This window comes from Microbispora sp. H10885 (assembly GCF_014161415.1).
GTDB lineage: Bacteria > Actinomycetota > Actinomycetes > Streptosporangiales > Streptosporangiaceae > Microbispora > Microbispora triticiradicis.
In genome coordinates, this window is the sequence record NZ_JABBWY010000002.1 from 629,969 (window position 1) to 651,993 (window position 22,025).

Consider the following 22,025-nt stretch of genomic DNA (forward strand, 5'->3'; position numbering starts at 1 on the left):
CGCGCTCAGGCGGGCATCAGCCGCAGGCAGAGCAGCGCGATCACCACGATCGACAGGGCCGGGCCGAGGAACTGCTTCTCGAAAGCCCTGCCGGTCTTGATGCCGATGTCGAACGGCAGGAGCCAGCGCCCCTTGATCGGCCATAAGACGGGACAGCCGCGCTCGGTCAGGCAGTCGCCGATGACGTGCACGAGACAGCCGACCCCGATGGCGATCCCCAGCCAGGAGTAGGTGACCCCGAGCGTCATGAACGTCAGGAACAGCGCGGCGGTCATCCCGACGTTCACCACCGCGGAGATGAGCGTCTTGCCGGGCACGCCGAGCCCCACCGCGCGCAGCGCCAGGCCGATCATCAGGACGACCAGGATGTCGCGGCCCACCGCGTAGCGGTCGCCGAGCAGGTGCGCGCCCACCCCCATCACGACGCTGAACAGCAACGAGTGCGTCGCGTGCCGGTGCCCGCCGCTCACGAAGTTGACGCCCTTGCTCAGCAGGTAGGTCGCCGGGCCGAACGTCTGGGCGATCGTGGCGCTCGGATGGTCGAGGTCGGGCAGCATGGCCGCGCCCGCGCAGACCACCGCCCCCGCGACGAGTTCCGGCGGGGTGAGGATCGGGCCCGTCAGCGTCGCCAGTTCCGCATGGCCCACCACGCCCGGCAGCGCCACCAGGGCCGGCGCGACCGCGAGCCACACCGCCGCCCCGCTGAGGGCGTGCGAGTGCCCCATCATGTCAAGATCACGCCTTGAGACTGTACGGCAAAGCACCGACAAAATCCGCGAAGCGCCCACGAGGCCGGAGCTGTGTCGGGCTCTCGTCATCGGCGCCGCGGCAGCCCCGGAGGCGAAGAACGCGGCGGGACGGGCCGCCGCGAGAAAAGGGTGCGGGATCGTCCCGCTCCAAGAGCACCCCCCAGCCCTCCCAGAGCAGAACGATCCCGCCTGTGGCAGATAACGCTACGGTCTCGGCCGGTGTTCCCCGCAACCGGAAAAAGTTCCGGGTGAGCTACATCACTCTTCCCCGCATGCGCCAGGAGAACAATCTCGATATATCGTTGAGGCATCGAGAACGGATCGGAAAGAAGGGACACGCGATGAGCCAGGCACACACGTTCGGCGGGCCCTGGGCCGGCCACGACCCCCGGGACGCCCGGGACGCGCTCCGCGACGAGATGCGCCGCCACCTGCGGCGCGCCCTGCGCCGGGCGTACGCGAACATGAAGGAGGCGGCCATGTGGCACCAGGAGCATCAGGAGACCGGTCCGCACGAGCACCGGCACAGGGGCGGCATGCGGGGGCGCGGCCCGTGGGGCGGTTTCGGTCCGGGCGGCCCTGGCGGCCCGTTCGGGCCGTGGGCGGGCGGGAACTTCCCGTTCGGCGGCCGGGGTTTCGGACGGCCCCGCAAGGCCAAGCGGGGTGACGTGCGCGCGGCGATCCTCGCCCTGCTCGCGGAGGAGCCGCGCAACGGCTACCAGATCATCCAGGAGATCGCCGAGCGCAGCCAGGGCGGCTGGAAGCCCAGCCCGGGCGCGGTGTACCCCGCGCTCCAGCAGCTCAGCGACGAGGGCCTGGTCCGTGCCGAGGAGACCGACGGGCGCAAGACGTTCCAGCTCACCGAGGCCGGCCGGGAGTACGTCGCGCAGCACGAGACCGAGGTGCGCGCTCCCTGGGAGGAGATGACGCCGGACATCGGGGACGACGTCCACGAGCTGTTCGGCCTGTCCCGGCAGGCGGCGTCGGCGCTGTTCCAGATCGCCCAGTCGGGCAGCGACGGGCAGATCAGGCAGGCCAGGCAGGTCCTGACCGAGACCCGGCGGCAGCTCTACCGGATCCTCGCCGACGGCGACCCCGCCGAGGAGTGACCATGGCATTCCCCGACGACACCGGCGGCGGGCGTGGCGGCGGGGCCGGCCGGCCCCCCGCCGGCGCCCTGCGCATCGGCGACAGGGAGCGCGACGAGGTGATGCGGGTCCTGCACGACGCGTTCGCGCAGGGCCGCATCACCCGCGAGGAACTCGACGAACGCCTCGACGCCACCCTCGCCGCCCGTACGGAGGAGGACCTGCGGCGGGTGACCGCCGACCTCCTCCCCGACGTCCGGGCCGACTTCCGGAACGCGGCTCCCCTGCCCGGATCGCCGTACCCCGGGCATCACCACCACCGCCACGGCTTCCCCGCGGCCTGGGGGCCGTACGGCGCGGCCCGGGGACCGTACGCGGCGCCTTGGGGGCGGCCGCCGTACGCGGCGCCTTGGGGGGCGGCGTGGGGCGCGCCCCGGGGGGCCCACTGGGCGGGCGCGAGGCGTCCGAGGATTGGGCCGCCGGTCCTGCCGCTCGTCGCCGCGGTGGTCCTCGTGGTCGCGTTCGTCTCCGGGTTCGCCTGGCCGCTGTTCCTGGTCGCCAAGCTGCTGTTCCTGGCCTGGCTGGTGACGACGGTCCTCCGCCTCGCCCGGCACCGGCACCGGCCGCGCCGCTCGCGAATTGGGCCTTGACCCGGCATCGACGGAGGCCAACGATCGACATGTCGCCCTCGGGGGAGAGTTTGCGGCCACCCCGATGAACGGAGGGTGATATGCAGGCAGCCGAGCCGGAACCCGAGGTGGTGCCGCAGACCGAGCGAACGGCGGGGACGAGGCAGATCAGGATCAGGTTGCTGGACGCCGCGGAGACGAGCGCCTGCAGCAACTCGACGGGGAACTGACACGCGCCACACGTCCGCGGAAGATCGACGCGCGCCACGTTCCTCGATCCGGGCCGGGGCCGGGCGCGCTCCGACCACTATTCGGCTTCGGCCGAGGAGGCCCCATGCCCGGAGAAGCGTTCGAGCACGTCAGAAAGGTCGCGGGAGAAGTCCTCCCCGCGGCGGAGTACCGGACCGAGCTCTACGAGCACCTGCGGGAGGTGGAGGGTGTGGTGTGGAAGCTGGAACGCGCCCAGCACTTCCACGAGCCCGACACGCCGAGCTGGGTCGCCATGGTGAGCGGAGACTGGGACCGGGCGCTCGCGCTGATGGGCGAGATGCGCTTCGCCGACGACCTCCCGCCCCGGGCGGAGCTACGCCGCCTGCGGATCGTGGAGACGCCGCCGACGCCGTACCTGCAATGGGAGATCGTCCTGCTCGCGGCCCGCACCCGGGCGGGTGAGCGGGCGAGGGCGCTGCACGCCCGGTCGGTGCGGCACCTGGAGGACCGCGGACCCCTGCCCGAGCTGCTCATCCTCGGCCCGGGCCTGATGTACGAGGTCCTCTACGACGATATGGGGGCGCACGTGGGCGGCCGGCGGATCACCGACCCGGCCGTGATCGACGAGTGCGCCGAGATCATCGCCGAGCTGTACGCGGAGGCGGAGGACATGGTGGCCTTCCACGACCGTGAGGTGGCGCCCCTGCCGCCTCCCTCGCCCTGGCGCATCCTCTCCCACCCGGGCCACCCCTGAGACTCGCCCGTTCCGGCCGGCGGGACAGGGCTCAGGCCCCGTCCCGCTGGTGCTCCTCCAGCACCGTGCGCAGGATGGCGAGCGTCCCGGCGGTCCGTGCGAGGTCGGCGGCCGGGACGGCGGCGGTGCGGGCGGCCAGCTCGGCCTCAAGGGTCGGGCGGGCCGCGGCCAGGAGCCGGGACCCCTCCGGCGTGAGGCTGAGGACGGAGGACCGCCGGTCCTCCGGATGGGCCGCGCGCACGCACAAACCCGCGCTCTCGAGCCGGTCGACGGCCTTGCTCACGGCTCCGACGGTGATCCCCACCTCGCGCACGATGTCGAGCACCCGGCACCCGGGGCGGCCGTCGATGATCTGCAGGAACTCGAACTGACCCAGGCCGATGCCGTGCTCGGCGCGCAGCCGGTCGCTCACCGCGTTGTACAGGCGGGTCTCGACGCGGACGAGATCGGTGAACAGGCGAGTGATGTCCGTCACATCCGCCGATTCAATTGATTCCAGGGAATCATCTTCTCCGGAATCTACTTGGGGACCACATGTGCATTCCACGGAATGCATCCTCTCACCCCCGACATCATGGAGGTCCGGATGACCCGCCTGCAGCGCGAGGCCGTCGACGCCCTGCATCGCAACGCCCCCGCCCCCACGAACCCGACGCTGGCGGAGCAGCGCGCCGGATTCGCCCAGGCACTCTCCCGGCCCCTGCCCGGCGACGTCGCCGCCCACGAGACCGTGCTCGCCGGCCGTCCCGCGCTCGACCTGACCCCGGCCACCGCCACCGGCCGCGGGCGGCTGCTCCATTTCCACGGCGGCGGCTACGTCCTGGGGTCGCCCGGCACGCACGCGGGAGTCACCGCCCAGCTGGCGCGCCGTGCCCGGCTGCGGGCGACGTCCCTGGACTACCGGCTGGCCCCCGAGCATCCCTTCCCCGCCGCGGTGGACGACGGCCTCGCCGCCTACCGGGCACTGCTCGACGGGGGTGTGCGACCGGAGGAACTGGTGCTCGCCGGGGACTCCGCGGGCGGCGGGCTGGTCGTCGCCACCCTGGTCGCGGCCCGCGACGCCGGCCTGCCGCAGCCGGCCGGCGCCGTCGTCTTCTCCCCGTGGGCCGACCTGACACTCGGCGGGCAGAGCATGCGTACGAAAAAGGACGCCGACCCGATCTTCACCCGGCAGGCGATCCAGGCCTTCGCCACCCCCTACCTGGCGGGTCAGGATGCCGCCCAGCCGCTGGCGAGCCCCGTGTTCGCCGACCTGCGAGGCCTGCCCCCGCTGCTGGTGCAGGCCGGCTCGAACGAACTCCTGCTGGACGATGCCGTCCGGCTCGCCGGACGCGCGGCCGCCGACGAGGTGGCGGTCACGCTGCGGGTCTGGCCGCAGGTGCCGCACGTCTTCCAGAATCACTTCGGCCACCTCGACGAGGCCGACGAGGCGCTCGACGAGGCCGCCCGCTTCCTGTCCGCACGGGTGCAGGCCGGGTACGGCGCGCAGGCGGACCGGTGCCTGGACCCGGAGGAGCCTGAGAACCCTGAGGAGCCCGGGGCGGGCCGTCCCTGACCGCCGCGGTCGATCCCGTCAGGCCCGCGGTGGGCGCAGGCGGGCCATCTCGGCCGCGATGGCCTCCAGCCTCCAGTGGGCGTTCAGCCCACTGGGGTTGGGCAGCACCCACAGCGCCGTCCCGCCGATCGTCTCCTCCTGCGGGCCGATCCGGGCGGCGGGTCGCGCGAAGGCGACCCGGTAGGCCGACACCCCCGCTACCGCCAGGACGCGGGGCCGGACCTCCGCCACCAGCCGCGCGAGCCGCTCGCCGCCCACGCGGAGCTCCTCCGGGTCCAGTTCGTCGGCACGGGCGGTCGCCCGGGCCGCGATGTTGGTGATGCCCAGCCCGTACGACGGGAGCAGGTGCTGCTCGGACGGCGCGAGCCTGCGCGGCACGAGCCCGGACAGATGCAGGGCGGGCCAGAACCGGTTGCCCGGCCGCGCGAAGTGGTGACCGGTCGCGGCCGAATAGAGGCTGGGGTTGATCCCGCAGAACAGCACGTCGAGCCGGGGGCCGAGCACGTCCTCGATCGTCGCGTTCCTGGCCGCCTCGAGGTCGGCCTTGGTGGGGGCCATGCCGCGATGCTAGTGCCGCCCGCTCCTGGGGTGCGGGGGTCAGACGGCGAAGAGCAGGGCGGCACTGATGAGCACGATCACGGCGGTCGCGAAGTGGATGCCGAAGGCGACCGCCCGGGTGCCGCCGTTGCGCAGCACGATCAGGGTGTCGCCCAGGGGCAACAGAGCGACGATCAGCATGTACCAGGCCTCGGCGCGGGCGCCGGCGAAGGCCAGCAGGGCCAGGCCCAGCAGACCGTAGCCCCCGTCACGCAGGCCCTTGATCGTCAGGTAGGCGACGTCGCCGTCCTTCTTGGCCGGGACGCCGTATCCGGCGGCCGCCGCGTGGGGCGCGAGCAGGAAACGGGCTCCGATGAACAGGACGAACAGGTTGAGGACGACGGCGAGGCCGTACGCGATGGGGGTGAGCATGTCTCTCTCCGGGAACTAGCAGCGCTAGGAACAATAATGACGCTAGCAGAGCATCGACATAAACACTAGCGCTGCTAGAGTTCGGACATGTCGATCCAGTCACGCAGGGAGCGGGAGCGCGCCGAGCGGGAGAAGCTGATCATCACGGCTGCCCGGGAGCTGGCCGAGGCCGAGGGCTGGGAAGCGGTCACGACCCGGCGGCTGGCCGAGCGCGTCGAGTACAGCCAGCCGGTGCTCTACAGCCACTTCAAGGGCAAGGACGCGATCATGGCGGCCGTCGCCGTGGAGGGCTGCGCCGACCTGGCCGTGGACCTGCGCGCGGCCAGGACCGCGGCGCCGGACGCCCGCCGCGCCATCGCCGGCGTCAGCGCGGCCTACATGGCCTTCGCCGACCGGCACCCGGCCCTCTACGACGTGATGTTCAGCCAGATCGTCCCGCTGCCGTTCGCCACCCCCGAGGCGCCGCCCGCCCTTCAGGCGGCCTTCGGCGAGCTGGCCGAGGCCGTCCGCCCCTACTCGGGCGGCGACAGCCTGGGCGCGCTGACCGAGACCTTCTGGGCGGCCCTGCACGGCCTGGTGACCCTCATGCGCGGCGGGCGGCTGCCGCGCGAGCACCACGAGCTCAGGCTCAGGCTGTTCCTGGCCCGCTTCACGGGCTGAGCCCCGCCGCCGGGCCTCGGGAAGCCCGAGGCGGTCGCCCCGCGCCCTCGCCTGCAAGAAGGACGCCCTCCTGTACGGCGAGGAGCAGCGCGTCCGGTCCCCGGTGCGGGCGGCCCGAGAACGGCCGGCGGAACCCGGCCCCCGGGCACGGCTCCCGTCGCGTGAGCGGAAGGCCGTACCCGGGGGCTGTCCGGTCTCACAGACGGGGGTCGACCGGCTCCGACTCGAGGGCGAGCACGGCGAAGACCGCCTCGTGGACCCGCCAGAGCGGCTCCCCCTCCGCGAGGCGCGCCAGCGCCTCCAGCCCGAGCGTGTGCTCCCGCAGCGCGAGCGAGCGCTTCCTGCCGGTGAACCTGCGGCGCAGCAGGCCGAGCGACTCGGTGTAGTCGGGGCCGTAGACGATCCGCAGGTACTCCCGGCCGCGCACCTTCACGCCGGGCTGCGCCCTCACCGGCCGCGGCGCGTCCTCGGGCCTTTCGCCGGCCGGGCCGGCCTCCCGGACCCCGGCCGGAGGCGCCCCGGCCACCTGAACGGGGGTGAAGGACGCGGGCTTGACCACCATTCCCTCGCCCCCGGCCTCGGTCAGGTCCGTCCACCACGCCACGGCCGCGTCGCGCTCCTCCGGTACGCCCAGGTCGACGAACCGGTGACGGGTCGCGGTGACGAGCGGGGAGTCGATCAGGCCGAGGGTCTTCAGGTGCCATTCGTGCGGCTCGTCCACCGCCGTCGCCCTGCCCTCGCAGGCGAGGATCTGGAACGGTGCGAGCCGTACGCCGTCGAGACCCGAAACCGGCCCGCAGTAACGGGCATAGGCGTCGCGGAACAGGGCAGCGTTGTGAGCGCGGCGGCGGGTGCGGTCGAGCAGAGCGCCTACATCCAGGCCACGTTCCGCCGCCGTCTCAAGCATCGCGACCGCCGCGGGCAGCGACGCCCGCGCGGCCGCTCCCACCGAGGCGTACTGGTCGCGGATCAGGCCCTCGGCCTTGGCCGACCAGGGCAGCAGCTCGCAGTCGAGCGCCACCCAGTCGGTGTCCAGCGCCTCCCACAGCGGCGCGCACGCCTCGCGCAGCCGGTCCACCAGTTCCGGCATGCGCGTGTCGAAGAAGGGCCGGCCCGTGCGGGTGTAGACGCTGCCCGCCGTGCCGTCGGCGATTCCGAAGCGGCGCGCCGCCGCCTCCGGCGTCCGCGCCAGCACGGCGATCGCCCGCGAGCCCATGTGCTTCTCCTCGCACACGACCCGTGTCACCCCCGCGCGGGCGAACTCCTCGAACGCCTCGGCCGGGTGCTCCAGGTAGCCGTCCAGCGTGGAGGTCTCCGGCGGCGCCATGGTCGGCGGAAGGTAGACCAGCCACCGCGGGTCCACGGCGAACCGGCTCATGATCTCCAGCGCGGCGCGGGAGTTCTCCTCCGCGATCCTGATCCGGCCGCCGAACCGCGTCTCCACGAAACGGGTGCCGTCCACGTCGCCGATGTCGAGCACTCCCGGGTCACGGGCGGGCGTCCGCGCGGTCAGCGGGCGCACCGGCTCGTACCAGACCTGCTCGGCCGGGACCGATACCAGCTCCCTCTCCGGGTAGCGCAGCGCGGTCAGCCGCCCGCCGAAGACGGCGCCGGTGTCGAGGCAGATCGTGTTGTTGACCCACTCCGGCTCGGGCACCGGGGTGTGGCCGTAGACGACCATCGCGCGGCCCCGGTAGTCGTCCGCCCAGGGATAGCGCACCGGCAGGCCGTACTCGTCGGTCTCCCCGGTCGTGTCGCCGTACAGGGCGAACGACCGCACCCGTGCGGAGGCACGCCCGTGGTAGGCCTCCTTGAGCCCGGCGTGCGCGACGACCAGCCTGCCCCCGTCGAGGCGGTAGTGGCTGATCAGGCCGTCCATGAACGTCCGGGCGGCGGCGCGGAACTCCGCCGGCTCGGCGTCGAGCTGCTCCAGCGACCGCTCCAGGCCGTGCGCGACCCGCACCTTGCGGCCGTCCAGGGCCCGCACCAGCTTCCGCTCGTGGTTGCCGGACACGCACAGCGCGGTGCCCGCCGCGACCATGCCCATGACCAGCCGCAGCACCCCGGGCGTGTCCGGGCCGCGGTCGACGAGGTCGCCGACGAAGACCGCCGTACGGCCCTCGGGGTGGACCGCGCCGTCCGGCCCGACCTGCCAGCCGAGCCTGGTCAGCAGCGACTCCAGCTCCGCGCGGCAGCCGTGCACGTCGCCGATGACGTCGAACGGCCCGGTGAGGTGGGTCCTGTCGGTCCACGCCTTCTCGCGCGTGACGGTCACGTCGTCGATCTCGTCGCCGCTAAGGACGTGCACCCGGCGGAAGCCGTCCCTGGAGATCTTGCCGAGCGACCGGCGCAGCTCCCTGCGCTGCCGCGTGATGACGTGCGGCCCGAAGGCCCGGTCGGGGCGGGCCGCGTTGCGGGCGCGGGCCACCTCCTCGGGCACGTCGAGCACGATCGCGTCGGCGAGCACGTCGTGCGACCTGGCCAGCTCGATCAGCCGCTTGCGGGCCTCCCACTGCACGTTGGTCGCGTCGACCACCGTGAGCAGGCCGCGCCGCAGGCGGACGCCCACGATGTGGTGGAGCAGGTCGAACGCCTCGGACGTCGCCGTCTGGTCGTTCTCGTCGTCCGAGACCAGGCCGCGGCAGAAGTCGGAGGAGACGACCTGGGTGGGCGCGAAGTGCCGGGCGGCGAACGTCGACTTGCCGCTGCCGGAGACGCCCACCAGCACCACCAGCGACAGCTCCGGCACGCTGACCTCCGTCATGGCCGCTCCTCCCTCCTGCCGAAGACCGCCATCTGGGTCGGCGGGCCCACCTCGGGGTCGTCCTCGCCGACCGGCCGCAGATCGGCCGTGTATCCGTACGCCGCGCAGACGCCCGCGACCCACCGCGCGAACTCCGCGCGGGTCCACTCGAACCGGTGGTCGGGGTGCCGCCGGTCGCCCGCCAGGAACTCGTACCTGACGTTGTGCTCCACGTTGGGAGTCGTCACGATCACGTGGGACGGCCTGGCCGTGCCGAAGACCACCCGTTCGAGGGCGGGCAGCCGCGGCGGGTCCACGTGCTCGACGACCTCCATCAGCACCGCGGCGTCGTACCCGGCCAGGCGCGCGTCGGTGTACGTCAGCGAGCCCTGGAAGAGCGTGAAGCGGGCGCGCACGGCGTCCGGCATCCGGTCGGTGCGCAGGCGGCGCCCCGCCAGCGCGAGCGCGCGGGCCGACACGTCCATGCCGGTCACCCGGGTGAGGGCGGGGTCGCGCAGCAGGACGCCGAGCAGCTGTCCCGAGCCGCAGCCCAGGTCGATCACCGAGCGTGCGCCGATCTCCGTCAGCATCGCGGCGACCGCGTCCCGGCGCAGGGTGTTCAGCGGCACCCGCGCCTCGGCGGGCTCACCCCCGGCACCGCTGTCGTTCCCGAGACCGCTGTCATCGCCGGACCGCCCCGTGATCTCGGGGGTCTCGGGGGTCTCGGTGCCCGGCTCCTCCTCGACCGGTGGCTCCAGGGCCTCCTCGACGTCGTCGCCGACCTCCGCCAGGCGCGCGAACGCGTCGCGCGTCAGCGCGTTGCGCCGGCCGAGGTAGCGCCGGGTGATCAGCGCCTTGTCCGGATGCCCGGCGAGCCATCCCTCACCGGCGCGGACGAGCTTGTCGACCTCGTCGCCGGCCAGCCAGTAGTGCTTCGCGTCGTCGAGCACCGGGAGCAGGACGTACAGGTGGTTGAGCGCGTCGGCCAGGCGCACCCGCCCCCGCAGCGCGAGCCGTACGTACCGGGAGTCGCCCCATTCGGGAAAGCCGGGATCCAGCGGTACGGCCTCGGCGTCGACCTCCCAGCCCAGCGGCGCGAACAGCCGCCGCGCGAGGTCGGCCCCGCCCCGGCAGGGCAGCGCGGGCAGCGTGATCTCCAGCGGGATCGCCGAGTCGGCGAGGTCCTGCCGGGAGGCGCAGCGCCCGGTCCGCGCGGTGCGGAACACGTCGGCGAGCGCCGACGCCAGCAGCGACGACGCGGCGTACGGCCGGTCGTTGACGTACTGGCTCAGCGAGAAGTCGGGCGAGGACGAGCCCCGCGAGCGCGCCAGCCGGACGGGGTCGACCTCCAGGAGCAGCGCCGCCGTGCAGCGATCCCCGTCCGCCTCCGGGTAGAAGACCCGCGCGGTGCCGAACGACTGCCCGAACTCCTGCACCCGGCCGGGATGCTTGTGCAGGAGGTAACCGAGGTCCGTGGCGGGCCGCAGGGTCGTCGTGATCGTCAGGAGCACCCGGCAAAGTGTGCCGGATGCCCCCTTTCACCGGCCACCGGCTTTTCAGACGTGCGGCAGCACCTCGGTGGCGATCAACTCCAGGTGCTCCAGGTCGTCGAGGTCGAGGATCTGAAGGTAGAGACGCTCCGCGCCCATCTCGGCGAACCGGCCGATCTTGTCGACGACCTCCTGCGGGGTGCCGGCCAGGCCGTTGACGCGCAGTTCGCCGACCTCCCGGCCGACGGCGGCGGCCCGCCGGGCGACCTCCGCCTCGTCCCGGCCCACACAGGCGATCTGCGCCGCCGACAGCAGGACGGTCTCCCGCCCCGCCGCCTCGCACGCCGCCCTGACCCGGTCGAAGGCCGCGGCGGTGTCCTCGGGCAGGAGGAACGGCACGTTGTACTCGTCGGCGAACCGCGCCACCAGCCGCGGGGTCCGCTTGGCGCCCCCGCCGCCGACGATCAGGGGCGGCCGCGGCCGCTGCGCCGGCTTCGGCAGGCCGGGCGAGTCCACCAGCCGATAGTGCGCGCCGTCGAAGGAGAACGGCTTCGCCGCCGCCCACAGGCCGGTGACGATCTCGAGCTGCTCCTCGAAGCGCTCGAACCGCTCACCCAGCGGAGGGAACGGGATGCCGTACGCCGTGTGCTCCTCCTCGAACCAGCCGGTGCCGAGGCCCAGTTCGACGCGCCCGCCGCTCATCTGGTCCACCTGGGCGACGCTGATCGCCAGCGGGCCGGGCAGCCGGAACGTCCCGGCGGTCACCAGCGTGCCCAGCCGGATGCGCGAGGTCTCCCGGGCGAGCCCGGCCAGGGTGATCCAGGCGTCGGTGGGGCCCGGCCCCGGGTCGCCGTCCCCCATCCGCAGGTAGTGGTCAGACCGGAAGAAGGCGTCGAATCCGAGGCGTTCGGCCGTCTGCGCCACCCGGAGCAGGTCGTCGTAGGTCGCGCCCTGCTGCGGCTCGGTGAAGATCCTCAATTTCATCCGTCCATTATCCCGCATTCGGGATATCCCGCCTCGTGAGCCCCGGCTCGCCGAAGCGCGTGAGGCACGGCCGGGACCGGATCACTCCCGCACGAGCAGCGCCTCCATTCCGGCTGCAGCTCCGACACGTAGCGGTACAGCATCGCCCGGGACACGCCGAGGAGCTTCGCGATGCTAGACGCGGTCTCCTCGGGCTGGGCCAGCAGCCGCCGGGCCCGTGCCACCATCTCTGCGTCCATCGCTGGCGGGCGGCCGAGGCGCTGCCCGCGCGCTCTCGCAGCGGCGAGCCCCTCCTGCGTGCCCTGCACGATGAGCTCGCGGATGAACTCCGCGAGCCCGGCGAAGACGTGGAAGACCAGCCGGCCGCCGGGGGTGGTCGTGTCCAGCGCCTGGTGCAACGCGACGCCCGCCCTCCCTTGCCCGGGAGGGACGGGCCCGTGTGGAGGCTGTACGGCTCGCCGTCGGCGGCCACCACCTGCTGTCCGCCCGCATCTACCTACCCGACGAACCGGGCGACGAGGTGATCGCCGTGACCCGGGCAGGGCAGTGCGTCACCTACGTCCGCACTTGGAGGAGCTGGCCAGTGTGGTCGACCTGACCACCCTGCGCATCCAGTAGCTCAGCCCGGGCAATTCTGAGGCGGCCTCAACTCTTCCCCTCCGTATTCATGCGAAAGAGGGGGATCAGTACGACGGCGAGGCACAGGAGGACGATACTGGTGCCACTACCGAAGAAGGTCCAGGCGTTGCGCCAGTGGCTTCCCAGCGCGACGAGGGCGAGGATCTCGCCGATGAGAAACACCACGGCGATCGCGATCTCAGTGATCACCCACCGGTCCTGGACGCGCTCGTTCCTCTGCCATTCCCGCCACACCTGCACTTCGCTCTGCGGAGTTTCTCGCGTGATGGGGTAGGGGAACCTCACCTGAGGCTGGAGCTCGTCGAGCTTACGGTCGTACCACCGGAGGATCAGCCCTACCTCGATGGTCAGGGCGATGAGCAGCGTCGGGAGGACCTGCGCGACGGTGGCGTAGAACGCTTCGGATCCCATGGACATTCTTCGTGGGCACTCGCGCGCCTGTTTCTGCCGCAGGTCCGAGGAGGGCACGTGCGTCGATGGCCACCACGCGGTGTTGAAGGGCATCCCACCATTTCGCTGGAATGACGGTGACGCCGGCGGTATGGCAGCAATCCTCGCGCATCCGTTCCGGCTGGACGGCTCCGGCCGCGTGGCAACCGCAGCCGGCGGCCCGGTGGCCGACCGGGTGAGGTGCCGGGCCGGCCGGAGAGCCGCTTTCAAGATCGTGCGCTCTCCATGCGTCATGATCTTGGTTTCTGCTGGGTGACGCTGGGGACTCCTGGACGGTAACCACCAGCATCACAGCATGTCAGAGCCTAGATCACATCTTTGACCAGGAGCGCCACGCACTCGACATGGTGGGTCATCGGATACTGGTCGAACGCCCGCAGGTCCTCCAGGTGGTAGCCGTACGGGGCGAACCAGGCGATGTCCCGCGCCAGGGTGGCGGGGTCGCACGAGACGTAGACGATTCGCGGGGCCTCCAGGCGCGCGACGCGCTCGACGACCGGGCGGCCGAGGCCCGCGCGGGGCGGGTCGGCGACCACCAGGTCGGCCCGCTCGATCCCGAGCCGGCCGAGGGCCTCCTCGACCTTTCCCCGCTCGATCTGCGCCTGCGGCAGGTCGCGCAGGTTGATCCGGGCGTCCTGGACGGCCTGCGGATCCGACTCGACCCCGAGCACGGCGCCCTCCGGGCCGACCGCCTCGGCCAGGCCGGCGGCGAACAGACCGGCGCCGCAGTAGAGGTCGAGGGCCCACTCCCCCGGCTCGGGACGGCCGAGGTCGAGCACGGCGCCGAGCAGTGTGGCCGCCGCGCCGGGGTGGACCTGCCAGAACCCGCTCGCGGTGACCCGGTAGTCCCGCTCCCCCACCCGCTCGGTCAGCGAGGCCCGGCCGCGCAGCGCGCGGGTCCCCCGCCTGCCCTCGTCGAGGAGGACCGCGGCGTCCACGTCCGGGATCGTCGCCCTGCGGTGCGGCAGGGGCTCGACGATCACGGCCCGGTCCCCGCCGGAGGCCGCCACCACCTCCACCGAGGAGGCTCCGGGCCAGGCGAGCCGTTCCACCCCGGCCTCCTCGACGGCGGGATGGGCGATGAGGCAGCCGGTGATGTGCTCGATCTCGTGGGACCGGTGCCTGCGCAGCCCGGCCGAGCCGTCCCGGTCGACGGCGAACTGCACCCGGGTGCGCCAGCCGAGGCCGTCCGGCGCCCCCGGCACCTCCTCGACCACGACCTTGTGGTCCAGCCCGGCCAGGCGCCGCAACTGCTCGGCGACGACGTCGGCCTTGAGCCGGCGCTGCGCCTCCAGTGACGCGTGCTGCCAGTCGCACCCGCCGCACCGGCCGGGGCCGGCGAACGGGCAGGGCGGCGTCACCCGGTCCGGTGAGGCCTCCAGGATCTCGACCGCGTCGGCCCGCAGGAACCGGGTGGTCTCCTCGGTGACCTCGGCCACGACCCGCTCGCCCGGCAGCGCGTGCCGGACGAACACGACCCGGCCCTCGTGCCTGGCCACGCACCAGCCGCCGTTGGCGACGGCGCCCACGGTCAGTTCGAGCCGCGCGGGGTGCGTCTCTCCGGACTCCTGCGGTGCCGTGCTGCCGTTCCCGTTCATCCGGCCGGCCCCTTTCGTATCGGTCATGCCCCGACCTGCGCGTCCTTCGACGGCTGCTGGTAGGAACGGCGTGATGCGCCGGGCGCGGACGGCTCCCTGCGTCGCTTGAGCCGGTCGGAGGAGGCGAGCTGCCACGGCACGCTCGTCACCATCACGCCGGGCTTGAACAGCAGGCGGCCCTTGAGCCGCAGCGCGCTCTGGTTGTGCAGCAGGTGCTCCCACCAGCGGCCGACCACGTACTCCGGGATGTAGACGGTCACGACGTCGCGCGGCGACCTCCGGCGCAGCGACTTGACGTACTCCAGCACCGGGCCGGTGATCTCGCGGTACGGCGAGTCGAGGATCTTCAGCGGCACCCCGATGCCGCGCCGCTCCCACTCGTCCTTGAGCTTGCTCACCTCGCCGGCGTCCACGCTGACGGTCACGGCCTCGATGCTCGACGGGCGGGTCGCCCTGGCGTACGCGAGGGCCCGGAGCGTGGGCTTGTGGATCTTGGAGACGAGGACGACCGCGTGGTTGCGGGCGGGCAGCATCGACTCGTCGACCTCGGTCTCCTCCGGCGCGGCGAGCTCCGCGGCGACCCGGTCGTAGTGCCGCCTGATGCCCTTCATCATCAGGAAGAGCAGCGGCATCGCGAGACAGACGATGTACGCGCCGTGGGTGAACTTCGTCGCCAGCACGACGACGAGCACCAGCCCGGTCATGACCGCGCCGAAGCCGTTGATCACCCGGGCGCGCATCATGCGGAAGCGGGCCTTCGCGTCGCTCTCGGTCCTCAGGTGCCGGGTCCAGTGCCGGACCATCCCGATCTGGCTGAGGGTGAACGAGACGAACACGCCGACGATGTAGAGGTTGAGCAGCTTGCTGACGTCCGCGTCGAACGCCCAGATGAGCAGGCAGGCCCCGGCCGCGAGGATGACGATGCCGTTGCTGAACGCCAGGCGGTCGCCGCGGGTGTGGAGCTGCCGCGGCAGGTAGCGGTCCTGGGCGAGGATCGACCCCAGCACGGGGAAGCCGTTGAACGCGGTGTTGGCCGCCAGGAACAGGATCAGCGCGGTCACCGCGGCGATGACGACGAACAGGGCCGAGCCGTCGCCGAAGACGGCCGAGGCGACCTGCGCGATGATCGGCTGCTGGTAGTAGCCGGGCCCCGCCGGGTGCCCGTCGATGATGAGGTCCCTGGCCACGGTGGCCGGGTCGGTCACCTTCACCCCCGACTCCAGGCCGAGGAAGATGATCCCGCCGAACATCGTGACCGCGATGAGGCCCATCATGAGCAGCGTCGTCGCGGCGTTCCTGCTCTTGGGCTTGCGGAAGGCCGGGACGCCGTTGCTGATCGCCTCGACGCCGGTCAGCGCGGCGCAGCCGGAGGAGAAGGCGCGCAGCACCAGGAACGCCAGCGCGAACCCGGCGAGGTCCGTCTGCTCGGCGAGGAGCCGGTAGTCCGCCGTCGGGGCCCGCAGCTCGTCACCGAGCAGGAACACGCGGAACAGGCCCCACAGGATCATGCCGATGACGGCGGCCATGAAGGCGTAGGTGGGCACGGCGAACGCGACACCCGACTCCCGGATGCCGCGCAGGTTCATGATCGTCAGGAGCACGACGATGGCTATCGCCACCAGTGGGCGGTGCTCGGCGACGAACGGGATCGTCGCACCCACGTAGTCGGCGCCGTTGGCGACCGACACCGCCACGGTCAGCACGTAGTCGACCAGCAGGGCGCTCGCGACGGTCAGCCCGGCGGTGGGCCCCAGGTTCGTCGTGGCCACCTCGTAGTCGCCGCCGCCGCTGGGATAGGCGTGCACGTTCTGCCGGTAGGACGCGACCACGACGAGCATGACGAGGACGACCGCCGCCGCGACCCACGGGCTGATGGCGTAGAGACTGACCCCGGCGAGCGACAGGATGACCAGGATCTCCTGCGGCGCGTACGCGACCGAGGACAGCGCGTCACTCGCGAAGACCGGCAGTGCCACACGCTTGGGCAGCAGCTGGTGGTGAAGCTGGGTGCTGCGCAGGGCACGCCCCACGAGGAGCCGCTTGACAAGATCTGGCACCTTGGACACGTCTGTTGAGCCTAGTCCCCCCGCGCCATGCCCGGGTCATGCGGTGTACGGCATGGGCGACATACTGTCTCCAATAGGAGTCCGCCACACACCCACGGCGGGGGAGCATGCATATCGTGATCATGGGATGCGGGCGGGTCGGTTCGACCCTGGCCCACATCCTGGAGGACAACGGCCACTCGGTCGCGGTCATCGACCGCGACCCGCAGGCCTTCCGGCGGCTGCGGGCCGGGTTCCGGGGCCGCAGGGTCACCGGCATCGGCTTCGACCGCGATGTCCTCGAGGAAGCCGGCATCGCCTCGGCCGCCGCCTTCGTCGCCGTGAGCAGCGGCGACAACTCCAACATCATCTCCGCGCGGGTCGCCCGCGAGATGTTCGGCGTGGACAACGTGGTCGCCCGCATCTACGACCCCCGCCGGGCCGAGGTCTACCAGCGGCTCGGCATCCCCACCGTCGCCACGGTCCGCTGGACCGCCGACCAGATCCTGCGCCGGGTGCTGCCCGAGGGCGCCGAGCCCCTGTGGCGCGACCCGACGGGTACGGTCGTCCTCGCCGAGGTGGCCTTCCACCAGGGCTGGATCGGCACCCGGGCCAGGGCGATCGAGGACGCCACCGGCGCGCGGGTGGCCTTCGTCAACCGGATGGGCGAGGCGCTCGTGCCCAGGGACGCGACCGTGGTGCAGGAAGGGGACATCCTCCACCTGGTCGCCGCCGAGAACGACATGGACCGGGTCAACAAGGCGCTGTCCGCCCCGCCGTCCGACGAGGAGCACTGATGCGCGTCACCATCGCCGGCGCCGGAGCCGTCGGCCGCTCCATCGCGGTCGAGCTCCTGGAGAACGGCCACGAGGTCCTGCTCATCGACATCGACCCCCGCGCCATCAAGATCGACAGCGTGCCGCGGGCCGAGTGGCTGCTGGCCGACGCCTGCGAGATCTCCTCGCTGGACGAGGCCGGGCTGAACGGCTGCCAGGTGGTCATCGCCGCCTCCGGCGACGACAAGGTGAACCTCGTGGTCTCGCTGCTCGCCAAGACCGAGTACGGCGTGCCCCGGGTGGTCGCCCGCGTCAACCACCCGAAGAACGAGTGGCTGTTCAACGAGTCGTGGGGCGTGGACGTCGCCGTCTCCACCCCGCGTCTGCTGTCGGCCCTGGTCGAGGAGGCGGTCAGCGTCGGCGACCTGGTGCGCCTGATGACCTTCCGGCAGGGCCAGGCCAACCTGGTGGAGCTCACCCTCGCCGAGGACGCCCCGGTGGTGGGCCAGCGGACCGGCTCGGTTCCCTGGCCGGTGGACTCCGCCCTGGTCGCGATCCTGCGGGAGGGCCGGGTGCTGGTCCCCTCGGCCGACGACCCGCTGGAGGCGGGCGACGAGCTGCTGTTCGTCGCCAGCCAGGAGGTCGAGCAGGAGCTCACCGAACTGCTGTCGGCCCACGACCGCTCCTGAGCCGTACGCCGACCGCGCCGCCCGCGCGGGCATCGCCCCGGGCGGCCGGTCCGCCGGGAGGGTCAGACGGAGGGCTGGGCGGGCGGCTCGATCGGCGTACGGCCCCGGGCGAGCACCCACACCATCGCCGCCAGCCCGGCCACCTGGAGCGGCCAGCCCAGAACGATCTTGCTGACGCCGAGCGCGGTCACGTGGTCGGCCAGGTAGAGCGGCAGCTGCACCACCACCCGCAGCAGGCAGGGCAGCATGAGCAGCCACGTCAGCCGGGCGCACAGCCGGACCAGGGCCGGCTCGTTGTGCCAGGCCGTCGGGTCGCCGGTCACCGAGCCGATCAGGAAGCCCACGATCGGCCAGCGGACCACGATCGACAGCAGCATGCCGGCCGCGTAGGCCCCGTTGTAGAGGATCCCGGGCAGGAAGACGTCCTTGGCGTCGCCGGTGCGGGCGGCGAAGAACGCGCCGATCCCGATGCCCACCAGGCTGTTGAGCACGAACTGCGGCGTGGTCCGCTGCGCGATCCGCACCACCAGGAGCGCCACCGCCGAGGCGATGCCGACGATCAGGGAGGTCTTGAGGTCCTGGGTGGCCATCCACGTGCCGGTGAAGGCGATCGTGGGCACCGCCGCCTCGACGATCCCTCGCTTGCCGCCCAGCGCCTTGCTCATCTGGGCACGAACGGCCGCCTCAACGGTGGCGTGCGCGGCGGGGGCCGTCATGTCCGCTGTGCTCATACGGTCTCCTGAGAGATCAAGGGCCACCAGCCGGGCGCAGCTCGTAGCGGGGGTTGAACATGACCTTCCGGCCGTCCTGGACGCTGATCAGTCCTTCGGCCCGGACCACCCGGCCGGGCTCGATCCCGGCGATCTTCCGGCGGCCGAGCCAGACGAGGTCGATCACGTCCGATCCGTCGTACAGCTCGGCCTCCAGGGCGGGCGCGCCGCCGCGCGGGCGCAGGGTCACGGTGCGCAGCGTGCCCGCCACGCACGACCGCTGGCGCTCGCCGCACCTGGCGATGGGCGTGGCCCCCTCCTGCTCCAGGTCCTCCTGGAGCTCGGCGGCCTCCAGCTCGGCCTGGCTGGTGGTCAGCCGCCGCAGGAGACCCCGCAGTCCGCCCCGTCTGGCAGGCTCCGGCGTGTCCATCGGTCGCTCACCCGGCTTCCTCGCTCGCTGTCCCCACGGGGGGACCCATCGTCTGGCTCCACCCCGGGTGTCGTTCCCGGGCCATGCCTCCCCGCAGCATACGTGAGAACGCCAGCCGGTCAGAAGGACGGCATGGGCAGGGCTTGCCCCCGATTCGTCAACGGCCCGCGGGCGCGGTCCCGGCGTGCCGGACCGCCCGGCCCGGCGGCGACGTCCCGGCGGGCCGGGCGCCGCCGTTCAGCGGATCTCGCTGATCTCCGGGCCGCGCTCGAACGGCCGCAGTTCATCCCGGTGGGGGGCCTGCTCGTCGGCGGGCTGCCGGTCCACCGGAAGACGCAGCGGGATCACCTCTCTGGGCGGCATCGGCTCGTCGCCGCGGACCACCACGATGCCGCGGACCACGTCCTCCAGGACGTCGCCGGCCTCCCCGCCGGACGCCGCCGGGCCGCTGATGACGGCCTGCAGGAACCAGCGGGGGCCGTCCACGCCGAGGAAACGCACCGGCTGCGGCTCCGTCTGGCCCTGCGCGGGAGCCCGGCCCACGAGCTCGGGGCCGAAGGGGCCGTCCCGCTCCTCCAGGGCCCCGCCCGCGGCGGTCACGTCCCTGACGGCGTCGGCCCGCATCTCGTCCCAGATTCCGTTCCGCTTGGGCGCGGCGACCGCCTGCACCTGCAGCAGGCTCTCCCCCAGCAGGACGATCACCCCGGTGATCTGGTCGCCGTCCACCCTGAGCTGGATCTCGAACCGGGGGTCGACGGGCAGGCGCAGGCCTCCCAGGTCGACCCGTTCGGCCTCCGGATAGTCGTCCGCCGCGTCCCAGGGGCCCGCCGCCCGCGCCGTGGCGGGGCCGTCCTCCCGCACGACGGCCGGTGCGGTCTCCTCCTCCGCGCGTCGCCGGCGTCGAAACACTTCGCTCACTCTCCTCGTGTCCTGCGTGTGCCGGGCATGTGCGTGCCCGGAGCTGTCAGCTCCCCGTCGAGCCGAACCCGTTCGTGCCCCGTACGGAGCCGGGCAACCGGTCCACCTCGTAGAACGCCGCACGCTCCACCCGCTGGACGACGAGCTGGGCGATCCGATCGCCCCGCCGGAACCGTACGGCGTCCTTGGCGTCGGTGTTGATCATCGTGACCTTGATCTCGCCCCGGTAGCCGGCGTCTACCGTGCCGGGCGCGTTCACCAGCGTCACGCCGTGCCGGGCGGCGAGGCCCGAACGCGGATGCACGAACGCCGCGTAGCCGTCCGGCAGCGCGATCGCGACGCCGGTCCGGACGACGGCCCGCTCCCCGGGCAGCAACTCGACGTCCTCCGCCGCGTACAGGTCGGCCCCGGCGTCGCCGGGGTGCGCGTACGCGGGGAGCGGCAGGCCCGGATCGAGCCGGTGGATCAGGATCTCGACGCTCATGCGGCGGCCTCGGCTCCCCGCAGGGGGACGGTGCCGTGTCCCGGGACGGCGCCTCCCGGACCCGGGTCCGCCGGAGCCGGCGATGTGGCGTTCGGCACAGGGCTGCTCATGAGGCAAGACCCTACCCGTTGCGCTGGGGCGACACCGCCTCTCCCGCGCCGGAGGACGGGGGCGCCGTCCCCGGGGGCCGGTCCGCCTCCCCCTCCCCGCCCCCCGCGGCCGCGGAACCGGCTGTGGGCTCGGCCGCGGGTCCGGCGTGCCCGGGCTCCCGGGCGGCCTCCGGGGCGGCCGCGGCCGGGCCCGGAGGGCCGTCCGGAGGGCCCGCGTCTCCCCCGGTCTCCGAGGACTCGATGGCGCGCCGTTCCGAGCGCAGTTCCGGCAGCGCACGGTAGATGACCGCCGTCAGCGGCACGGCCACGGCCGCCCCGGCGATGCCGCCGAGCACACCGCCGACGGCCAGGACGAGGATGATCGCCAGCGGGTGGAAGGCCAGCGCGCGGCCGACGATCAGCGGCTGGAGCACGTGGTTCTCCAGCTGCTGCTCGACCACGAGGATGCCGACGAACACCAGGGCGTAGACCCACCCCTGTGAGCCGAACGTCACGAGCGTCGCGATCGCGCCCGCGAAGAGGATGCCGACGATCGGGATGAAGCTCGCGAAGAAGATGAGCACGGCGAGCGGGGCCCACAGCGGCACCCGCATCCCGGCGAGCACGATGCCGATCACGATGCCGTGGATGGCCGCGACGGCGACCGTGCCGTGCACGTAGTGGGAGATCGTCACCCAGGCGGCCCGGCCGGCCCGGTCGACCCGGGGCGCGGCCTGGCCGAAGCCGCGCAGGAACCAGGCCCAGATGCGGTCGCCATCCTTGAGCAGGAAGAACGTCACGAAGAGCAGCAGGACGATCGAGGCGAGGACCTCGACGAACGCGGTGGCGCCGGTCAGCAGGGTGCTGGTGATCTGGCTGCGCTGCTCGTTGACCTGCCGGCTCAGCTGGTCGACGATGTCGGCGATCTGGGCCTCCTTCAGGTGAAGGGGGCCGTGCAGCAGCCAGTTCTGCAGGTTGCGCGCGGTGAGCTGGATCTGCGCGACCAGCCGGGGGAACTCCTCGTTCGCCCGGGTTCCGATGAGGATGCCGATGCCCACGATCACGGCGAGACCGAGAAGCATCGTGATCCACGTCGCGTAGATCGGCCGCAGCCCGGCCTCCCGCAGCCGCCTGGTGAGCGGGTACAGCAGCGCCGCGAGCAGCAGCGCGACGGCCACCGGCAGGACCACGAAGCTGATCCTGCCGATGATCATCGCCAGCACGTAGACCGCCGCGCCCACCAGCAGCAGCCGCCAGCTCCACGCCGCCAGCGTGGCGAGTGTCGGCGGCACCCCCTCGGGGGATCGCCTCTTAGACGGGATCACGGCTCCAGCCTGGCATGCCCGGAGGTGCGGCGCGCAGTCGT

General features: G+C 72.7%; 25 protein-coding genes. 9 read left to right on the forward strand and 16 right to left on the reverse strand.

Annotation, left to right across the window (positions count from 1 at the left end):
- Positions 1 to 5 precede the first annotated feature (5 nt).
- On the reverse strand, positions 6 to 728 hold the full coding sequence (locus HHX37_RS07765; protein WP_182884946.1) for a metal-dependent hydrolase: 723 nt from the start codon (positions 726 to 728) through the stop codon (positions 6 to 8).
- A 362-nt stretch (positions 729 to 1,090) separates the two neighbouring features.
- Here HHX37_RS07765 and HHX37_RS07770 point away from each other — a divergent pair, with 362 nt between their 5' ends.
- The 4 genes from HHX37_RS07770 to HHX37_RS07780 all read left to right on the forward strand — a co-directional run bounded on the left by HHX37_RS07770 (position 1,091) and on the right by HHX37_RS07780 (position 3,430).
- Positions 1,091 to 1,858 carry a PadR family transcriptional regulator gene (locus tag HHX37_RS07770; protein ID WP_182874282.1) on the forward strand — a complete coding sequence of 256 codons (768 nt, stop codon included), beginning with the start codon at positions 1,091 to 1,093 and terminating at the stop codon, positions 1,856 to 1,858.
- 2 nt (positions 1,859 to 1,860) lie between these two features.
- The gene (locus HHX37_RS35530) at positions 1,861 to 2,487 is read left to right on the forward strand and encodes a DUF1707 SHOCT-like domain-containing protein (RefSeq protein WP_259406262.1); all 627 of its coding nucleotides are present in this window, start codon (positions 1,861 to 1,863) and stop codon (positions 2,485 to 2,487) included.
- Between the two features lie 80 nt (positions 2,488 to 2,567).
- The gene (locus HHX37_RS36370; protein ID WP_259402306.1) at positions 2,568 to 2,696 is read left to right on the forward strand and encodes a hypothetical protein; all 129 of its coding nucleotides are present in this window, start codon (positions 2,568 to 2,570) and stop codon (positions 2,694 to 2,696) included.
- 104 nt (positions 2,697 to 2,800) lie between these two features.
- A complete protein-coding gene (locus HHX37_RS07780) occupies positions 2,801 to 3,430 on the forward strand; it encodes a DUF6879 family protein (RefSeq protein ID WP_182880015.1) in 630 nt (209 codons plus the stop codon).
- A 31-nt stretch (positions 3,431 to 3,461) separates the two neighbouring features.
- Here HHX37_RS07780 and HHX37_RS07785 read toward each other — a convergent pair whose 3' ends face one another.
- Positions 3,462 to 3,905 (reverse strand): MarR family winged helix-turn-helix transcriptional regulator, encoded by a 444-nt coding sequence (locus HHX37_RS07785; RefSeq protein WP_182874284.1) that lies wholly within the window; start codon positions 3,903 to 3,905, stop codon positions 3,462 to 3,464.
- Positions 3,906 to 4,016: 111 nt separating this feature from the next.
- On the opposite strand from HHX37_RS07785, the gene HHX37_RS07790 reads away from it, so the two are divergent.
- Positions 4,017 to 4,985 (forward strand): alpha/beta hydrolase, encoded by a 969-nt coding sequence (locus HHX37_RS07790; RefSeq protein WP_182884947.1) that lies wholly within the window; start codon positions 4,017 to 4,019, stop codon positions 4,983 to 4,985.
- An 18-nt stretch (positions 4,986 to 5,003) separates the two neighbouring features.
- Here the strand turns inward: HHX37_RS07790 and mug are convergent, their stop codons facing one another.
- Positions 5,004 to 5,543, reverse strand: a complete 540-nt coding sequence (gene mug / locus HHX37_RS07795) for a G/U mismatch-specific DNA glycosylase (RefSeq protein WP_111698074.1) — start codon at positions 5,541 to 5,543, stop codon at positions 5,004 to 5,006.
- A gap of 39 nt (positions 5,544 to 5,582) precedes the next feature.
- The gene (locus HHX37_RS07800; RefSeq protein WP_182874288.1) at positions 5,583 to 5,954 is read right to left on the reverse strand and encodes a DUF4267 domain-containing protein; all 372 of its coding nucleotides are present in this window, start codon (positions 5,952 to 5,954) and stop codon (positions 5,583 to 5,585) included.
- Between the two features lie 87 nt (positions 5,955 to 6,041).
- Between HHX37_RS07800 and HHX37_RS07805 the strand changes: the two genes are divergently transcribed.
- Positions 6,042 to 6,614, forward strand: a complete 573-nt coding sequence (locus HHX37_RS07805; RefSeq protein WP_182880012.1) for a TetR/AcrR family transcriptional regulator — start codon at positions 6,042 to 6,044, stop codon at positions 6,612 to 6,614.
- A gap of 196 nt (positions 6,615 to 6,810) precedes the next feature.
- Here HHX37_RS07805 and HHX37_RS07810 read toward each other — a convergent pair whose 3' ends face one another.
- The 4 genes from HHX37_RS07810 to HHX37_RS07825 are packed head-to-tail and all read right to left on the reverse strand — an operon-like array spanning position 6,811 to position 12,229.
- Positions 6,811 to 9,378: a polynucleotide kinase-phosphatase gene (locus HHX37_RS07810; RefSeq protein ID WP_182884948.1), complete on the reverse strand. Its 2,568-nt coding sequence runs from the start codon at positions 9,376 to 9,378 to the stop codon at positions 6,811 to 6,813.
- Positions 9,375 to 10,868 carry a 3' terminal RNA ribose 2'-O-methyltransferase Hen1 gene (locus HHX37_RS07815; protein WP_182884949.1) on the reverse strand — a complete coding sequence of 498 codons (1,494 nt, stop codon included), beginning with the start codon at positions 10,866 to 10,868 and terminating at the stop codon, positions 9,375 to 9,377. The genes HHX37_RS07810 and HHX37_RS07815 overlap by 4 nt, the downstream gene beginning before the upstream one ends.
- A 45-nt stretch (positions 10,869 to 10,913) precedes the next feature.
- Positions 10,914 to 11,831, reverse strand: coding sequence for an LLM class F420-dependent oxidoreductase (locus HHX37_RS07820; protein ID WP_182874292.1), 918 nt, complete (start codon positions 11,829 to 11,831; stop codon positions 10,914 to 10,916).
- Complete coding sequence (locus HHX37_RS07825) at positions 11,828 to 12,229, reverse strand: helix-turn-helix domain-containing protein (RefSeq protein WP_259406263.1); 402 nt, start codon at positions 12,227 to 12,229, stop codon at positions 11,828 to 11,830. Before HHX37_RS07825 ends, HHX37_RS07820 begins: the two co-directional genes overlap by 4 nt.
- A gap of 41 nt (positions 12,230 to 12,270) precedes the next feature.
- Between HHX37_RS07825 and HHX37_RS36375 the strand changes: the two genes are divergently transcribed.
- Positions 12,271 to 12,429: a hypothetical protein gene (locus HHX37_RS36375; RefSeq protein ID WP_259406264.1), complete on the forward strand. Its 159-nt coding sequence runs from the start codon at positions 12,271 to 12,273 to the stop codon at positions 12,427 to 12,429.
- A gap of 47 nt (positions 12,430 to 12,476) precedes the next feature.
- On the opposite strand, the gene HHX37_RS07830 is transcribed toward HHX37_RS36375, so the two are convergent.
- From HHX37_RS07830 to HHX37_RS07840, 3 genes are all read right to left on the reverse strand, one after another.
- Positions 12,477 to 12,974 carry a hypothetical protein gene (locus HHX37_RS07830; protein ID WP_182884950.1) on the reverse strand — a complete coding sequence of 166 codons (498 nt, stop codon included), beginning with the start codon at positions 12,972 to 12,974 and terminating at the stop codon, positions 12,477 to 12,479.
- A gap of 251 nt (positions 12,975 to 13,225) precedes the next feature.
- Entirely contained in the window at positions 13,226 to 14,518 is a 1,293-nt protein-coding gene (locus HHX37_RS07835) for a class I SAM-dependent RNA methyltransferase (RefSeq protein WP_182885072.1), read from the reverse strand.
- A gap of 23 nt (positions 14,519 to 14,541) precedes the next feature.
- Positions 14,542 to 16,584, reverse strand: a complete 2,043-nt coding sequence (locus HHX37_RS07840) for an APC family permease (RefSeq protein ID WP_182884951.1) — start codon at positions 16,582 to 16,584, stop codon at positions 14,542 to 14,544.
- Positions 16,585 to 16,691: 107 nt separating this feature from the next.
- On the opposite strand from HHX37_RS07840, the gene HHX37_RS07845 reads away from it, so the two are divergent.
- Positions 16,692 to 17,360 carry a potassium channel family protein gene (locus HHX37_RS07845; RefSeq protein ID WP_111698081.1) on the forward strand — a complete coding sequence of 223 codons (669 nt, stop codon included), beginning with the start codon at positions 16,692 to 16,694 and terminating at the stop codon, positions 17,358 to 17,360.
- Positions 17,360 to 18,028, forward strand: a complete 669-nt coding sequence (locus HHX37_RS07850; protein WP_111698082.1) for a potassium channel family protein — start codon at positions 17,360 to 17,362, stop codon at positions 18,026 to 18,028. Before HHX37_RS07845 ends, HHX37_RS07850 begins: the two co-directional genes overlap by 1 nt.
- Positions 18,029 to 18,090: 62 nt before the next feature.
- On the opposite strand, the gene HHX37_RS07855 is transcribed toward HHX37_RS07850, so the two are convergent.
- The 5 genes from HHX37_RS07855 to HHX37_RS07875 all read right to left on the reverse strand — a co-directional run bounded on the left by HHX37_RS07855 (position 18,091) and on the right by HHX37_RS07875 (position 21,984).
- Positions 18,091 to 18,759: a DUF3159 domain-containing protein gene (locus HHX37_RS07855; protein ID WP_111698083.1), complete on the reverse strand. Its 669-nt coding sequence runs from the start codon at positions 18,757 to 18,759 to the stop codon at positions 18,091 to 18,093.
- Between the two features lie 16 nt (positions 18,760 to 18,775).
- Positions 18,776 to 19,168: an OB-fold nucleic acid binding domain-containing protein gene (locus HHX37_RS07860; protein WP_111698084.1), complete on the reverse strand. Its 393-nt coding sequence runs from the start codon at positions 19,166 to 19,168 to the stop codon at positions 18,776 to 18,778.
- A 237-nt stretch (positions 19,169 to 19,405) separates the two neighbouring features.
- Entirely contained in the window at positions 19,406 to 20,086 is a 681-nt protein-coding gene (locus HHX37_RS07865) for a DUF3710 domain-containing protein (RefSeq protein WP_310740298.1), read from the reverse strand.
- A gap of 46 nt (positions 20,087 to 20,132) precedes the next feature.
- On the reverse strand, positions 20,133 to 20,570 hold the full coding sequence (gene dut, locus HHX37_RS07870; RefSeq protein ID WP_111698086.1) for a dUTP diphosphatase: 438 nt from the start codon (positions 20,568 to 20,570) through the stop codon (positions 20,133 to 20,135).
- A gap of 121 nt (positions 20,571 to 20,691) precedes the next feature.
- Positions 20,692 to 21,984 carry an AI-2E family transporter gene (locus HHX37_RS07875; RefSeq protein WP_310740299.1) on the reverse strand — a complete coding sequence of 431 codons (1,293 nt, stop codon included), beginning with the start codon at positions 21,982 to 21,984 and terminating at the stop codon, positions 20,692 to 20,694.
- Between the last annotated feature and the right edge of the window lie 41 nt (positions 21,985 to 22,025).

Bases quoted from the DNA above. Each gene is read 5' to 3' on its own strand.
- HHX37_RS07845 (WP_111698081.1), top strand. From the start codon at position 16,692: ATGCATATCGTGATCATGGGATGCGGGCGGGTCGGTTCGACCCTGGCC.
- HHX37_RS07780 (WP_182880015.1), top strand. From the start codon at position 2,801: ATGCCCGGAGAAGCGTTCGAGCACGTCAGAAAGGTCGCGGGAGAAGTC.
- HHX37_RS07765 (WP_182884946.1), bottom strand. From the start codon at position 728: ATGATGGGGCACTCGCACGCCCTCAGCGGGGCGGCGGTGTGGCTCGCG.
- dut (WP_111698086.1), bottom strand. From the start codon at position 20,570: ATGAGCGTCGAGATCCTGATCCACCGGCTCGATCCGGGCCTGCCGCTC.
- HHX37_RS36370 (WP_259402306.1), top strand. From the start codon at position 2,568: ATGCAGGCAGCCGAGCCGGAACCCGAGGTGGTGCCGCAGACCGAGCGA.
- HHX37_RS07830 (WP_182884950.1), bottom strand. From the start codon at position 12,974: ATGCCCTTCAACACCGCGTGGTGGCCATCGACGCACGTGCCCTCCTCG.
- HHX37_RS07800 (WP_182874288.1), bottom strand. From the start codon at position 5,954: ATGCTCACCCCCATCGCGTACGGCCTCGCCGTCGTCCTCAACCTGTTC.
- mug (WP_111698074.1), bottom strand. From the start codon at position 5,543: ATGGCCCCCACCAAGGCCGACCTCGAGGCGGCCAGGAACGCGACGATC.
- HHX37_RS07770 (WP_182874282.1), top strand. From the start codon at position 1,091: ATGAGCCAGGCACACACGTTCGGCGGGCCCTGGGCCGGCCACGACCCC.
- HHX37_RS07810 (WP_182884948.1), bottom strand. From the start codon at position 9,378: ATGACGGAGGTCAGCGTGCCGGAGCTGTCGCTGGTGGTGCTGGTGGGC.
- HHX37_RS07860 (WP_111698084.1), bottom strand. From the start codon at position 19,168: ATGGACACGCCGGAGCCTGCCAGACGGGGCGGACTGCGGGGTCTCCTG.
- HHX37_RS07850 (WP_111698082.1), top strand. From the start codon at position 17,360: ATGCGCGTCACCATCGCCGGCGCCGGAGCCGTCGGCCGCTCCATCGCG.
- HHX37_RS07855 (WP_111698083.1), bottom strand. From the start codon at position 18,759: ATGAGCACAGCGGACATGACGGCCCCCGCCGCGCACGCCACCGTTGAG.
- HHX37_RS07805 (WP_182880012.1), top strand. From the start codon at position 6,042: ATGTCGATCCAGTCACGCAGGGAGCGGGAGCGCGCCGAGCGGGAGAAG.
- HHX37_RS07835 (WP_182885072.1), bottom strand. From the start codon at position 14,518: ATGAACGGGAACGGCAGCACGGCACCGCAGGAGTCCGGAGAGACGCAC.
- HHX37_RS35530 (WP_259406262.1), top strand. From the start codon at position 1,861: ATGGCATTCCCCGACGACACCGGCGGCGGGCGTGGCGGCGGGGCCGGC.
- HHX37_RS07820 (WP_182874292.1), bottom strand. From the start codon at position 11,831: ATGAAATTGAGGATCTTCACCGAGCCGCAGCAGGGCGCGACCTACGAC.
- HHX37_RS07790 (WP_182884947.1), top strand. From the start codon at position 4,017: ATGACCCGCCTGCAGCGCGAGGCCGTCGACGCCCTGCATCGCAACGCC.